A 15,576-nucleotide genomic window follows, 5' to 3' on the forward strand; every position below is an offset into this window, starting at 1 on the left:
ATGCCGAAAAAAAATAAGTTTATGAACAGAGGAGCAGCGATACTCAGTATTTGTTTCGCTCTCTTTTTCTTTGTCATTCTCGGGAGAATGGCGTACATTCAATTAACCGGTAAAGCAAACGGTGTAGAACTTGCAACAAAAGCGACCGAGCAGCACGAAAAAAAGCGGACGATAGAAGCGAGCCGCGGCTCTATTCTTGACCGGAACGGCAAAGTGCTTGCAGAGGACACGGCGACATATAAGCTCATTGCCGTGCTTGATAAAAAGATGACGACCGACAAGAAGCATCCTCAGCATGTCAAAGACAAAGAGAAAACGGCGGAAAAACTGGCGACCGTTATCAATCTTGATAAAAGCGAGATTCTGGACATCTTAAACAGGGATGGCGCGAAGCAGGTGGAATTCGGTTCAGCCGGCCGCGATATCTCTTATGCGAAAAAACAAAAGATCGAAAAAATGAATCTTCCGGGTATTTCTTTCTTAAGAGATACGAAGCGCTACTATCCGAACGGCATATTTTTGTCAAATGTTCTCGGCTATGCCGATGTGAATGAAAAAACAAACGAGATACAGGGCTCTTTAGGGCTTGAAAAAATACTGAACAACTATCTGACGGAACGCGACGGATCTGTCACTTACGAAAGTGATAAATCCGGCTGGAAACTTCCGAACAGCAAAGAAAAAATCACCGCACCTAAAAACGGTGACAATGTATATTTAACCATTGATCAGAAAATTCAAACCTTTTTAGAAGACAGCATGACGAAAGTAGCGGAAAAATATAAACCGAAAAAAATTATGGCGGCTGTCGTAGAACCGAAAACAGGCAAAGTGCTTGCGATGGGGCAGCGTCCGAGTTTCGACCCGAATATCAGAAACGTCACCAATTATTACAACGACTTAGTGTCGTACGCGTATGAACCGGGTTCAACGATGAAGATCTTTACGCTTGCCGCGGCGATTCAGGAAAATGTGTTTTCCGCAAACGAGAAATATAAATCAGGAACATATAAAGTGGGAGGCGGGCCTGTTAAAGATTGGAACGATGGCGCCGGATGGGGTATGACAAGCTTCCGTGACGGCCTCATGAGGTCATCCAATGTTGCTTTCGCCAAACTGGCCAACGAAAAACTGGGGTTTGACCGGTTTAATGAGTACCTGCACAAATTCGGGCTCTATCAAAAAACAGGGATTGATCTGCCCGGTGAAGTATCAAGTAAAATTAACTACAAATATGATTTTGACAAAGCGTCTACGGCTTACGGCCAAGCATCGGCGATAACGCCGATCCAGCAGCTTCAGGCCGTCACGGCGATTGCCAATAACGGCAAAATGATGAAACCTTACGTCATTGATCATATTGTCGACCCCGATACGAAAAAAGTCGTCAAGCAGACAAAACCAGAGCAAGTAGGCACGCCGATTTCAGCCGATACGGCGAAAAAAGTCCGGAACCTGCTCGGAGAAGTCGTGACGTCAGACATCGGAACGGGAAAACCTTATAAAATTGAAGGATTTGACGTCGCGGGTAAAACGGGAACCGCGCAAATCGCCGGGACGGGCGGATATTTAAAGGGAACGAGCAACTATGTGTTTTCATTCATGGGCATGGCGCCGAAAAATGATCCTAAGCTCGTCATCTATGTAGCCGTGCAGCAGCCGCAATTAAAAGCGGGTCAAAGCAGCTCTGATCCCGTCGCGGAAATCTTTAACCCGACGATGAAAAACAGCCTCCACTACCTGAATATCGAACCGACGGAAAAAACAGATTCCGGTCAGGAAGAAACGAAAAGCCAAAAGATGCCTGACCTGACAGATAAGACGGTCACGAGCGCTGAGAAGGAAGCGAAAAATGAACATCTCACACCGATTGTCATCGGCAGCGATGTTGCCGTAAAAGAGCAGTATCCGACAGCTGGAGAAGATGTGATCACCAATCAGAAAATCTTCTTAAAAACAGACGGAAAGATGACGATGCCGGATATGTCCGGATGGTCGAGACGGGAAGTGCTTCAATTCAGCAAAGTATCAGGCATTCACATTGATGTGAGCGGTGAAGGTTACGCTTCAAGCCAAAGTGTGAAAAAAGGCAAAGAACTGAAAGAAAATACCGTGATCAAGGTGAAATTTAAAAATCCTGATTAACGGGACAGAGAAGTCCGCGGATGCCCGCGGGCTTCTTTTTTATGCGCCGCCGTTCTATGTGTCCAAGCTGAGGCATAAATTGAAACAAGCCTAAATAAGGAGTGGACGGTCCCTTGCGCGTTTCAAATGTAACGGTTCGAAAACGTTTATTACTGGTTTTGCTTTTTGGCGTAATCATTTTTTTGATCATTGACAGCAGATTAGGCTATGTCCAATTTGTGATGGGAGAAAAGCTGACTTCACTGGCTAAGGATTCCTGGAGCCGGAATTTGCCGTTTGAGCCTGAGCGGGGAGAGATTCTTGACCGAAACGGCGTGAAGCTGGCTACTAATAAAAGCGCGCCGACCGTCTTTGTCGTACCGCGCCAGATCCAAAATCCCATAAAAACGGGCAAGCTTCTCGCGTCAGTTTTAAATATGTCGGAAGAGAAGGTCTACAAACACATTACTAAGAAAACCTCCATAGAAAAAATCTCACCCGAGGGGCGGAAAATTTCCAATAAAAAAGCGAAAGAAATCAAAGCGCTAGACTTAAAAGGGGTTTATGTGGCTGAAGACAGCATCCGCCATTATCCGTACGGAAGCTTTTTGTCTCATGTTCTCGGTTTTGCCGGTATTGATAACCAGGGCCTTCTCGGATTGGAGGCTTATTATGATGATGACTTAAAAGGTGTCAAGGGATCTGTGAAATTTTATACGGATGCCAAGGGGAAGAAAATGCCTGATGAAGCGGATGATTACACCCCTCCGAAAGACGGACTTGATATGAAATTGACGATTGATGCCAAGGTTCAGACGATTATAGAAAGGGAGCTCGACAATGCAGCGGCGAAATATAACCCGGACGGAATGATTGCGGTCGCAATGAATCCGAAAAACGGGGAAGTGCTTGGCATGTCAAGCCGTCCTGATTTTGATCCGGCTGACTATCAATCGGTGGATCCGTCCGTTTACAACCGGAACCTGCCGGTATGGAGCACATATGAACCGGGTTCGACCTTTAAGATTATTACGCTTGCGGCGGCTCTCCAAGAGCAAAAAGTAAACTTGCAAAGAGACCATTTTTATGACAAAGGATTTGCCGAGGTCGACGGCGCCCGCCTCCGATGCTGGAAAAAGGGCGGCCACGGTTCGCAATCTTATCTTGAAGTCGTTCAAAATTCCTGCAACCCCGGGTTTGTACAGCTGGGGGAACGGCTCGGAAAACAAAAGCTGTTTCAATATATTAAGGATTTCGGCTTTGGAAAGAAAACAGGCATTGATCTGCAAGGGGAAGGAACGGGGATCTTATTCCCGCTTGACAGAGTCGGACCGGTCGAACAGGCGACAACCGCTTTCGGACAAGGGGTTTCCGTCACGCCGATTCAGCAGGTGGCAGCCGTTTCCGCAGCAATAAACGGCGGAACGCTTTATACTCCGTTTATCGCCAAAGAGTGGGTTGATCCCGTTACGAAAAAAACCGTTAAGAAACAATCGCCGATTGCGAAAAGGCAAGTTATTTCCCAGGAAACGTCAAAGCAGATCAGATATGCTTTAGAAAGCGTCGTCGCTCAGGGAACGGGGCGGAATGCCTTTGTGGAAGGATATCGCGTCGGCGGAAAAACAGGTACCGCACAAAAGGTTAAAGACGGCAAATATCTCGAAAACAACCATATCGTCTCCTTTATCGGTTTTGCGCCGGCTGATGACCCGAGCCTTGTCGTATATGTCGCGGTTGATAATCCGAAAGGTACGATTCAATTCGGGGGAACCGTCGCCGCGCCGATTGTCGGAAATATGATGAGAGACAGTCTGCCTGAGCTCGGCGTCAAACCGCGAAAAAATCAAATCGAGAAAAAATATCAATGGAACGACACAAAAACAATAGAGGTTCCGAATGTTGTAGGGATGTCTGTCTCTGATCTTGAGTCGCTGCTTGTCAATTTGAATATAGACTCCTCAGGAAAAGGAAGCAAAATTGTGAAACAATCACCTGCAGCCGGAACGAAAGTAAAAGAAGGCTCAAAGATCCGTGTTTACTTGAGTGAAGAATGAGTCTTTTTGAGGCAGCCGATTGTTTTCGGCTGCCTCTTATCATAAAGAGAAAAAAAGAAGATAACTTTTAAGATTAACTGGATGTATCCTTTTATTTACGCTAAAATATGAACTGTATGTTTAAAAGCCATTCTGACTTTTATAAACGGTTATCATGATAAAAGAATGAATAGAATTTCTGAGAGGTTTGATACAATGAAACTTACAAAGCTGCTTACATATTTAATGGCCGAACCTGTTCAAAATGACTTTCATGACCCTGACATAACTTCAATTGAGATGGACTCCAGGGAAGTGAGAAAAGGGAGTCTTTTTGTATGTATAAAAGGGTATACGGTAGACGGACATGATTTCGCCCAAAAAGCCGCAGAAAACGGCGCAGCGGCCATCGTTGCCGAGAAAGAGCTTGACGTCGATGTTCCTGTCATTATCGTCCGCCGGTCACAGCGGGCGCTCAGCGTTCTTTCTGACGCGTTTTACGGGCAGCCGACAAAGCAGCTTCAGCTTATCGGCATCACCGGCACAAACGGCAAAACATCAACGACGCACATGGTTGATGAGATTTTCAAAAAAGCGGGAAGGCAGACCGGTTTAATCGGAACGATGTACATTAAAATCGGGGATGAGACATTCCCGGTCAAAAATACAACGCCCGAAAGCGTCACACTGCAAAAAACGTTCAAGAAAATGAATGATGAGCATGTTGACACAGCTATTATGGAAGTGTCTTCTCACGCTCTGTCACTCGGCAGGGTTCACGGCTGCGATTATGATATCGCCGTATTCACGAACCTGACGCAGGACCATTTAGACTATCACAAGACGATGGAAGACTACAGACAGGCTAAAAGCCTCCTGTTTTCCCAGCTGGGCGGCTCCTTTAACCATGAAAAGCCGAAGCGGGCCGTTTTAAACGCAGATGACAAAGCCAGTGCTTATTTTGAAAAAGTGACGGCGGCGCACATCCTTACATACGGAATCGAGAACGATGCCGATGTCATGGCGAAACAAATCGAGATCTCTGCGCAAGGCACAAGCTTTGAACTCGTTACGCCAAAAGGAACAAAGCAGATCACGGTTTCACTCGTCGGCCGCTTCAACGTGTATAACGTACTGGCTGCAGCGGCGACAGCGATCGCAGCGGGTCTGCCGTTTGATACGATCACATGCGCTCTTGAAGAGCTGCAAGGTGTCAGAGGCCGGTTTGAACTGGTGAATCATAATCAGCCGTTTCCTGTGATCGTCGATTACGCGCACACGCCTGACAGTCTGGAAAACGTTCTGAATACATGTAAAGACATGACAGAGGGCAAGCTTTTCGTCGTCGTCGGATGCGGCGGAGACCGGGACAAAACGAAACGCCCGAAAATGGCGGAAATTGCGGTGCGGATTGCCGACGAACCGATTTTTACTTCAGATAACCCGAGAAGCGAGGACCCGCTGGCCATATTAAGAGATATGGAAAGAGGGGTAGAAGGCACCTACTATCACAGTATCGCAAACCGCGAGCAGGCTATCTTTTTTGCCATTGCCAACGCGAAAAAGGGAGATGTGGTTCTGATTGCCGGGAAAGGGCATGAAACCTATCAGCAGATCGGCAATGAAACATTCGACTTTGATGACGCCGAAGTAGCGGGTAGAGCTATTGTTGAGCTGAATAAAAAGTAAAACAGGAAAGAGTGTTAGAATGAGGGAAATGAAAAGAATTACGGGGACACAATGTGAATATGATAAATACGTATGTCGTTTGAACGAAACGGGAGGAGAAAAGAGCAATGCTTGAGCAAGTGATTTTATTTACAATAATAATGGGATTTTTAATCAGTGTTCTGATATCTCCGATTCTTATCCCGTTTTTAAGACGTTTAAAATTCGGCCAAAGTATCAGGGAAGAGGGGCCGAAATCACATATGAAAAAATCAGGGACGCCGACGATGGGCGGGGTCATGATTATTGTATCCATCGCCATTACGGCGATTGTCATGACGCAGAAATTTTCGCATCTGAGCGCGGAAATGTTTCTTCTGCTGTTTGTCACGATCGGATACGGCCTGCTCGGCTTTCTGGATGACTATATTAAAGTAGTAATGAAACGGAATCTCGGATTGACGTCGAAGCAGAAATTGATCGGCCAGATCATTATTGCCATTGTATTTTACGGAGTATATCATTATTGCCATTTTTCAACCGGTATCAGGGTGCCGGGCACACATCTGTCAATCGATCTCGGCTGGGGATACTTTATCCTCGTTCTCTTTATGCTTGTCGGAGGTTCAAATGCCGTCAACCTGACAGACGGTCTGGACGGTCTCTTGTCCGGTACCGCGGCTATCGCATTCGGCGCTTTCGCCATCCTTGCGTGGAACCAGTCACAATATGACGTTGCGATTTTCTCGGTTGCCGTTGTCGGCGCCGTTCTCGGTTTTCTTGTATTCAACGCCCATCCCGCCAAGGTATTTATGGGGGATACCGGTTCGCTTGCGCTCGGAGGAGCGATCGTGACCGTTGCCATTCTGACGAAGCTTGAAATTCTGCTCGTCATTATCGGCGGAGTATTTGTTATTGAGACCTTATCTGTTATCTTACAAGTCATCAGCTTTAAAACGACAGGAAAACGAATCTTTAAGATGAGTCCGCTTCACCACCATTACGAATTGGTCGGATGGTCTGAATGGAGAGTTGTCGTCACATTCTGGACTGCGGGACTGCTGCTTGCCGTTTTAGGAATTTACATCGAGGTGTGGTTATAAGTGGAAAACGAACTTTTTTTGCAAAAACAAAACTTTCTGGTCCTCGGACTGGCGAAAAGCGGATATGCGGCTGCGTCGATTCTTCATGAAAAAGGCGTTAACGTCGTCGTGAATGATCAAAAAGCCTTTGAAGAGAACGAACCTGCCCAAAGGCTTTCAGAAAGAGGAATTGAGGTCATCTGCGGTGAGCATCCGACGTCACTTTTTGATCAGCATCACATCACCATTCTGATCAAAAATCCCGGAATCCCGTATGAAAATATCATGGTGGAGGAAGCGCAAAGAAGAGGCATCCCGGTCTGGACGGAAATCGAGCTTGCGTATTATATCACCAATGCAAAATTCATCGGCATTACAGGTTCAAACGGGAAAACAACAACGACGACCCTGATTTATGAAATGCTGAAAGCTGACTCGATAAAGGCGCTGATCGCAGGGAATATCGGCACTGTCGCCAGTGAAGTGGCTTATCATGCTGACGGTGATGAATGGATCGTCACAGAGCTTTCTTCGTTCCAGCTTATGGGGACTCATGCGTTCAGACCTGAAATCGGCCTGATTTTAAATGTGTTCGACGCTCATTTGGATTACCATCACAGCCGTGAAAACTATGAAAAAGCCAAGCAGAACGTGTATCTTCATCAGCTTGAGAGTGATACGGCCATCGTGAATCAAAGCGATGAAACAGTCGTGCGGCTTGCCGAAAGCGGAAAAGCCGGCACCGTTCCGTTTTCAGTTCACCAGGAACTGTCAAGCGGCGCATTCATTAAAGACGGAATGCTGATGTTCGGTGATGAAGCGATTCTGCCTGTTGATGACATCGTACTGCCGGGCGCGCACAATTTAGAAAATATTTTAGCCGCTGTAGCCGCGGCAAAAACGGCGGGCGCATCTAATAAAGCGATTCAGAAGGTGCTGACAAGCTTTACCGGTGTCAAACACCGTCTGCAGTATGTAACTGCGATCCAGAATCGTAAATTTTATAATGACAGCAAAGCGACGAATATTTTGGCCACAAGCAAAGCGCTCTCCGCGTTCAAAGCACCGGTTATTCTGCTTGCAGGCGGACTGGACCGCGGCAACGGTTTTGACGACCTGAAACCGTATATGGACAATGTCAAAGCGGTCCTGACGTTCGGACAGACAGCGCCGAAGATAGAAAAACTGGGCAATGAGCTGGGAATACAACATGTCAAACGTGTCGATAATGTTGAACAAGCAGTATCTGCGGCGTTTGCGCTCTCAAATGAAGGAGACGTCATCCTTTTGTCACCCGCGTGTGCAAGCTGGGATCAGTTCAAAACATTTGAAGAACGCGGTGACATGTTTATAGATGCCGTGCATATGCTTAAGTAAGGGCTTGTCTCTGTTCATCGGCAGCCCTAAATGACTTATGCTTGGGGTGTCGATTGCTTTGACTACTAAAAAAACAGCGCCTGATTTGTTATTAGTTATCATTACGTTATTGCTTTTAACAATAGGATTAATTATGGTCTACAGTGCAAGTGCGGTATGGGCGGATTATAAATTTGACGACTCGTTTTTCTTCGCGAAACGGCAGCTGCTGTTTGCGGGGATCGGCGTCATTGCCATGTTTTTCATTATGAATGTGGATTATTGGACATGGCGTACATGGTCGAAGCTGCTTCTGATCATTTGTTTTTTTCTGCTTGTGCTTGTGCTGATTCCGGGAGTCGGAATGGTGCGGAACGGTTCAAGAAGCTGGATCGGAGTGGGAGCGTTCAGCATTCAGCCTTCGGAGTTTATGAAACTCGCGATGATCGCGTTTCTGGCTAAATTTCTTTCTGAAAAACAGAAGAATATTACGTCATTCAGACGCGGATTCGTTCCCGCGCTCGGAATCGTGTTTTCTGCATTTATTATTATTATGTGCCAGCCCGACCTGGGAACGGGGACGGTAATGGTGGGCACGTGCATCGTGATGATTTTTGTTTCCGGTGCGCGAATCGCTCATTTCGCGTTTCTCGGACTCATCGGTTTAAGCGGATTTGCGGCGCTAGTTCTGTCCGCTCCTTATCGGATTAAACGGATTACCTCTTACTTAAACCCGTGGGAGGATCCGCTTGGAAGCGGATTTCAGATCATTCAGTCGCTCTATGCCGTAGGTCCGGGCGGTCTGTTCGGGATGGGGCTCGGCCAAAGCAGGCAAAAGTTTTTTTACCTGCCGGAGCCGCAAACCGATTTCATTTTTGCTATTTTATCTGAGGAACTCGGCTTTATCGGCGGTTCGCTCATATTGCTGCTGTTCAGTATTTTATTATGGCGGGGCGTCAGGATTGCCCTCGGCGCGCCGGATTTATACGGAAGCTTTGTCGCCATCGGTATTATTTCTATGATAGCTATTCAAGTCATGATTAATATCGGCGTTGTGACGGGGCTGATCCCGGTAACAGGAATTACGCTGCCGTTTTTAAGCTACGGAGGCTCATCACTGACGCTGATGCTCGCAGCGGTCGGCGTGCTTTTAAATGTCAGCCGGTACTCGAGGTATTGATCTGTATCTTGCCTCATCACTCATGATTTATTCGTTATCTATAAAAAAACAGACAACATCAATAACCCTGTCCTAAAAAACAGGGTTATCGCTATGTGATTAAGGGGGACATACGAATGCGTATTGCAGTAAGCGGAGGCGGAACCGGAGGACATATTTATCCGGCCCTGGCCTTTATTAAAGAAGTTCAGCGCCGGCATCCGGATGTGGAATTTTTGTATATCGGAACAGAGAACGGTCTTGAGAAAAAAATTGTTGAACGGGAAAATATTCCGTTTCGCGCCATTGAAATTACAGGTTTCAAACGAAAACTTTCTTTTGAAAATGTAAAAACCGTCATGCGTTTCTTAAAAGGCGTGACGAAAAGCAAATCATATTTAAAAGAGTTTAAACCGGATGCCGTTATCGGTACAGGCGGCTATGTATGCGGTCCGGTTGTATACGCGGCGGCAAAAATGGGGATTCCGACGATCATTCATGAGCAAAACAGCCTGCCCGGCATCACAAATAAGTTTCTCTCGAAATATGTTAATAAGGTGGCAATTTGCTTTGAAGAGGCAAAATCGCATTTTCCTGCTGAAAAAGTTGTGTTTACGGGAAACCCGAGAGCCTCTGAAGTCGTCTCAATTAAGACAGGCCGCTCATTAACTGAGTTCGGGCTGAAAGACAATCAAAAAACGGTGCTCATTTTCGGCGGAAGCAGAGGCGCGGCTCCCATTAACCGTGCCGTTATAGATATGCAGGAAGAATTGAAAACGAGACCTTACCAAGTCCTTTATATTACCGGGGAAGTGCATTACGAGAAGGTAACGGCTGAGCTGAAAGGCGGAAAAGCCGCTGATAATATGGTGACAAAACCGTTTTTGCACCAAATGCCGGAGTACTTACAATCAATTGATGTCATTGTGGCAAGAGCCGGAGCGACGACGATTGCGGAGATCACCGCTCTCGGCATTCCGAGCGTGCTTATTCCGAGCCCGTATGTGACAGCCAATCACCAGGAAGTCAATGCGAAGGCGCTCAGCCAGCATGACGCTGCAATCGTACTGAAGGAAACCGAGCTCAGCGGAGAAAAACTGATCGCTGCGCTGGACAAAATCGTCATGAATGAAGAAACCTTAAAGGACATGAGTGAGCGGACAAAATCACTCGGTGTTCCGGATGCGGCAGCCAGACTGTACAGTATCATGAAAGACATAAAAAAATAGAGCAAATGGAATGCGGAGGTTTATGATGGAGAACGTAATTCAGGAATTAAGAGACCGCGAAGTCGGCAAAGTGCTGGAACAAGAACCGCTCGCGAACCATACAACGATGAAAATCGGCGGTCCGGCGGACATTTTGATCATCCCCAACCGTGTGGAAGCGGTCAAAGATATTATGGATATTGTGAAGAAACATGATCTGCCATGGACGGTTATCGGCCGCGGTTCAAATCTGCTCGTGCTTGATGAAGGCATAAGAGGAGTTGTCATCAAACTGGGCGCGGGTCTGGATCATTTGGAGATTGACGGTGATCAAGTGACGGTCGGAGGCGGCTATTCGGTCGTCCGGCTTGCGACTTCCATGAGTAAAAAAGGAATGTCCGGTCTCGAATTTGCAGCGGGCATTCCCGGATCAATCGGCGGAGCCGTCTATATGAATGCCGGGGCGCACGGATCTGATATGAGTGAGATTCTTGTGAAAGCCCGTATCTTATTTGAAGACGGCACAATCGAATGGCTGACAAACGAAGAGATGGATTTCAGCTACAGAACGTCTGTTTTGCAGAAAAAACGCCCCGGCGTCTGTCTCGAGGCAGTTCTTCAGCTTGAGCAGAAGGAACGGGAAGCCATTACGGCGCAAATGCAGCAGAACAAAGATTACAGAAAAAATACTCAGCCGTATTCAAGCCCCTGCGCCGGAAGCATATTCAGAAATCCGCTGCCGAATCATGCCGGAAACCTCGTTGAAAAAGCGGGATTAAAAGGACATCAGATCGGCGGAGCGAAAGTATCCGAAATGCACGGGAATTTTATCGTCAATGCCGGCGGAGCGACTGCCAAGGACGTTCTAGACCTGATTGAGTATGTGAAAAAGACAATCCGTGAGCAGTATGATGTTGACATGCATACAGAAGTTGAAATCATCGGAGGGAATCGTTAAAAGGTTCTCTGATTACATGAGCTCATGTGATATACTTTTAACAAATGTCAAACGGCATCACAGCATGCCGTTTGTTTTTCAATCAGACGAATGTCAAGCTGTTTCATTCTTAGTGAGGTGGACAGGCAGTGAACCCAAATCATGAAAGAGAAAAAATCGTAAATATTGAAGAGCGGATTCCGAAAATCAAAGAGCAGCGGAAACAAAAAGCAAACCGCCGGCTGATTTCATTCATTGTGCTCTTTTTTATGATGGTGCTGATCATCGTGTACTTGCAGATGCCGATCAGCAAAGTGTCTTCTGTCACCGTTTCCGGAAACGAAAACGTTTCTGTAAAAGAGATCAACGCGCTTTCTGATATACATAACGGACAAACCGAGTTCTGGAGTCTGAACAAGAAACAAACAGAAGAAAAGATTGAGCAGAATAAGCTGGTGAAAAAGGCGGAACTTTCAAAAGTATTTCCTAACAAAGTCAGCATTCACATTGAAGAATACAAGACGATCGCGTATCTGCAGCGACATGATGTGTATTATGAAGTGCTCGAAAACGGCACTGTGCTGCCGAACGAAGTCACACCGGATGACGCGGGCCCGATTTTGGTTGACTGGACAAACGCGAAAAAGCGGGTCAAAATGGCGGAGCAGCTTGATAAGCTTTCCGGTTCGCTAAAGCAGTCGATTTCTGAAATCTATTATACACCGGTAAAAATGGATCAGGACCGGATCAAGCTGTATATGAACGACGGGTATGTAGTTACCGCTTCTATTAAAACGTTTGCCGGCCGGATGAAGACCTATCCTTCTATCGTTTCCCAGCTGGACGGCGGGAAAAAGGGGATTATCCACTTAGAAGTCGCTACGTATTTTGAAGAATTTAACAAAGGTAAATCCGGCAAGAAAAAAGAAAATGATTAATAGTTCTAAAGAACTAATTTAAAGGTGATTCAAAAGAATCTATTACAATCAGCGGGGCAGCCGATATAACCGATAGCGGAATCATTATGACTATGTTTGTTTTTGCCCGGGATATGGCTGCCGGACAAGCGGAAAATTCTCAATGCAATGGGCGTGTCTTCTGCAATGAGCATTGCATTTGGAATTTTCCTCCTGTTTCTTCTTTTTTCGGATGTTTCTGGCAATATCTATAGCTTTTCTGGAGGTTCATCTTAGTGTAGACTAATGGAAAGCGGGTATATTTGCATCTGGTTTGCACATTATGGCACCGTGACAGGAAATCTTACGGTAAGGTGGGCCGTCTCTAAAAAAAATAAAAAAAATGCGATATAAAAGAGGATATACATAGAATATAACGAATAGTTTCATTAAACATAAATTGTGAGAAATCAGATAAGAATTTGTTGATGCTGTTGTTTTTGTTACACACTTGTAAAGCCACATTCATTGTATTGTTGTTCCGCAAATAATAGAATAGAATTTGATCGAAATGTGAGGAGGTGCCATAGAATGAACAACAATGAACTTTACGTCAGTCTTGACATCGGTACGTCCAATACAAAAGTGATCGTCGGAGAAATGACAGATGATTCCCTTAACATTATCGGAGTGGGAAATGTACCGTCTGAAGGGTTGAAAAAAGGCTCAATCGTTGATATAGATGAAACCGTTCATTCTATAAAAAAAGCGTTTGACCAAGCTGAAAGAATGGTAGGTTTTCCGCTGAAAAAAGCCATTGTCGGCGTTAATGGAAATTATATTCATATTCAAGATACGAACGGCGTTGTCGCTGTTTCCAGTGAAAACAAAGAAATTCACGTTGAAGACGTCCGCAGGGTAATGGAAGCGGCACAGGTCGTGTCAGTTCCGCATGAGCAGCTGATCGTTGACGTCGTTCCTAAACAGTTTATCGTTGACGGAAGAGACGAAATTACCGATCCGAAAAAAATGCTCGGCGTGCGCCTGGAAGTAGAAGGCACGCTGATTACCGGCTCCAAAACGATCTTACATAATTTACTTCGCTGTGTGGAGAGAGCGGGCGTTGAAATTACTGATATCTGCCTGCAGCCGCTTGCGGCCGGTTCGGCGGCTTTGTCAAAAGACGAAAAAAACCTCGGAGTCGCCATGATTGATATCGGAGGCGGCTCGACGACGGTGGCGGTATTTGAACAGGGGCACCTGAAGGAGACAGCCGTCATTCCGCTCGGAGGCGAAAACATCACGAAAGATGTATCGATCGGATTGCGCACTTCCACCGAAGAGGCTGAAAGAGTAAAAAAACAATTCGGACATGCATTCTATGATGAGGCTTCAGAAGATGAAGTATTTGAAGTCACCGTCATAGGAACGAATCAAAAGCAATCTTTTACACAGCAGGAAATTGCCAATATTATTGAAGCAAGAGTGGAAGAGATTCTTGAGATTGCCGCAGCCGAAATTGAGCATATGGGAATTACAGATCTGCCCGGCGGCTTTGTGCTGACCGGCGGACAGGCCGCAATGCCCGGAGTGCTTTCATTGGCACAGGAAGTGCTGAGGCACAATGTAAGGGTCGCAAGCCCGAATTATATCGGTGTAAGAGACCCTCAGTATATGACGGGTGTCGGCTTGATACAATTTGCCTGCCGAAATGCCAGAATTCAGGGAAGAAAAATAGGCTTTCATATGCCGGAAGAAGCCGTGCAGGAAATCGCGGTCTCTCACGAAGAAGAACATCATCAGCGGCCAGAGGCGCAGCAGCGTCCAAAAGCAAAACAAAAAACACAAGCCGAACACAACAAACCGAGCAAAATGAAAAAACTATTAAGCATGTTTTGGGAATAGATTGATAGTCATTCGGCAGATTAGGAGGATTTAGCATGTTGGATTTCGAAACAAACATAGACGGCTTAGCATCAATTAAAGTAATCGGAGTAGGAGGCGGCGGTAATAACGCGGTCAACCGAATGATTGAAAATGAAGTACAGGGTGTAGAGTACATTGCGGTAAACACGGACGCGCAAGCTCTTAACCTGTCAAAAGCGGAAGTGAAAATGCAGATCGGGGAAAAGCTGACCCGCGGTCTCGGAGCGGGTGCGAATCCGGAAGTCGGCAAAAAAGCCGCTGAAGAAAGTAAGGAACAAATCGAAGAAGCGCTAAAAGGCGCTGACATGGTGTTCGTTACAGCCGGAATGGGAGGCGGTACCGGAACGGGAGCCGCACCGGTTATCGCGCAAATCGCAAAGGACTTAGGCGCTTTGACTGTCGGTGTCGTAACAAGACCGTTTACATTTGAAGGAAGAAAACGCCAGCTGCAGGCTGCAGGCGGTATCACGGCAATGAAAGAAGCCGTTGACACACTGATCGTTATTCCGAATGACCGCATTCTTGAAATTGTCGATAAAAACACACCGATGCTTGAAGCATTCCGTGAAGCTGATAACGTGCTTCGCCAAGGGGTGCAAGGTATCTCTGACCTCATCGCAACGCCTGGTTTAATCAACTTGGACTTTGCCGATGTCAAAACCATCATGTCCAACAAAGGTTCAGCATTGATGGGTATCGGGATCGCTACGGGCGAAAGCCGTGCTGCTGAAGCCGCCAAAAAGGCGATCTCCAGTCCGTTACTGGAAGCGGCAATCGACGGAGCGCAAGGTGTTTTGATGAACATTACGGGAGGTACAAACCTGAGCCTCTACGAAGTGCAGGAAGCAGCCGACATCGTCGCTTCTGCATCTGACCCTGATGTCAACATGATTTTCGGTTCAGTTATCAATGAAAATCTGAAAGATGAAATCGTCGTCACCGTTATTGCGACCGGTTTTATCGAACAGGAAAAAGATGACTCAAAACCGCAGCGCCCGACTTTAAACCAAGGATTGAAGTCTCAAAGCCAAAACGCTGCGAAACGTGAGCCGAAACGAGAAGAAACACAGCATCAAAACACGTCGAACCGCCATACATCACAGCCTGCGGATGATGCCCTCGACATTCCTACATTTTTAAGAAACCGCAACAAACGCGGCTGATGTAAAAAAGGACAAGACCACATG

Annotated in this window: 11 protein-coding genes; all 11 read left to right on the forward strand. The window is 46.3% G+C overall.

The window, feature by feature from the left end; genetic code table 11:
- The 11 genes from pbpB to ftsZ all read left to right on the forward strand — a co-directional run bounded on the left by pbpB (position 1) and on the right by ftsZ (position 15,552).
- The gene (gene pbpB, locus ACNFN4_RS15220) at positions 1 to 2,145 is read left to right on the forward strand and encodes a penicillin-binding protein 2B (protein ID WP_289357250.1); all 2,145 of its coding nucleotides are present in this window, start codon (positions 1 to 3) and stop codon (positions 2,143 to 2,145) included.
- A 113-nt stretch (positions 2,146 to 2,258) separates the two neighbouring features.
- Entirely contained in the window at positions 2,259 to 4,178 is a 1,920-nt protein-coding gene (locus ACNFN4_RS15225) for a stage V sporulation protein D (protein ID WP_003154438.1), read from the forward strand.
- 195 nt (positions 4,179 to 4,373) lie between these two features.
- Complete coding sequence (locus tag ACNFN4_RS15230; RefSeq protein ID WP_022553379.1) at positions 4,374 to 5,846, forward strand: UDP-N-acetylmuramoyl-L-alanyl-D-glutamate--2,6-diaminopimelate ligase; 1,473 nt, start codon at positions 4,374 to 4,376, stop codon at positions 5,844 to 5,846.
- A gap of 107 nt (positions 5,847 to 5,953) precedes the next feature.
- Positions 5,954 to 6,928 carry a phospho-N-acetylmuramoyl-pentapeptide-transferase gene (gene mraY / locus ACNFN4_RS15235; RefSeq protein WP_007409707.1) on the forward strand — a complete coding sequence of 325 codons (975 nt, stop codon included), beginning with the start codon at positions 5,954 to 5,956 and terminating at the stop codon, positions 6,926 to 6,928.
- Positions 6,929 to 8,284 carry a UDP-N-acetylmuramoyl-L-alanine--D-glutamate ligase gene (gene murD, locus ACNFN4_RS15240; RefSeq protein ID WP_022553378.1) on the forward strand — a complete coding sequence of 452 codons (1,356 nt, stop codon included), beginning with the start codon at positions 6,929 to 6,931 and terminating at the stop codon, positions 8,282 to 8,284.
- A 58-nt stretch (positions 8,285 to 8,342) separates the two neighbouring features.
- A complete protein-coding gene (gene spoVE / locus ACNFN4_RS15245) occupies positions 8,343 to 9,443 on the forward strand; it encodes a stage V sporulation protein E (protein ID WP_003154430.1) in 1,101 nt (366 codons plus the stop codon).
- A gap of 116 nt (positions 9,444 to 9,559) precedes the next feature.
- Positions 9,560 to 10,651 (forward strand): undecaprenyldiphospho-muramoylpentapeptide beta-N-acetylglucosaminyltransferase, encoded by a 1,092-nt coding sequence (gene murG, locus ACNFN4_RS15250; RefSeq protein WP_022553377.1) that lies wholly within the window; start codon positions 9,560 to 9,562, stop codon positions 10,649 to 10,651.
- 25 nt (positions 10,652 to 10,676) lie between these two features.
- A complete protein-coding gene (gene murB, locus ACNFN4_RS15255) occupies positions 10,677 to 11,588 on the forward strand; it encodes a UDP-N-acetylmuramate dehydrogenase (protein ID WP_015388267.1) in 912 nt (303 codons plus the stop codon).
- Between the two features lie 128 nt (positions 11,589 to 11,716).
- On the forward strand, positions 11,717 to 12,505 hold the full coding sequence (locus tag ACNFN4_RS15260; RefSeq protein WP_007409710.1) for a cell division protein FtsQ/DivIB: 789 nt from the start codon (positions 11,717 to 11,719) through the stop codon (positions 12,503 to 12,505).
- 549 nt (positions 12,506 to 13,054) lie between these two features.
- Positions 13,055 to 14,368 (forward strand): cell division protein FtsA, encoded by a 1,314-nt coding sequence (gene ftsA / locus ACNFN4_RS15265; RefSeq protein ID WP_448200287.1) that lies wholly within the window; start codon positions 13,055 to 13,057, stop codon positions 14,366 to 14,368.
- A 35-nt stretch (positions 14,369 to 14,403) separates the two neighbouring features.
- Positions 14,404 to 15,552, forward strand: coding sequence for a cell division protein FtsZ (gene ftsZ, locus ACNFN4_RS15270; protein WP_029973501.1), 1,149 nt, complete (start codon positions 14,404 to 14,406; stop codon positions 15,550 to 15,552).
- Positions 15,553 to 15,576 lie beyond the last annotated feature (24 nt).

It is taken from the genome of Bacillus sp. N1(2025) (assembly GCF_053470005.1).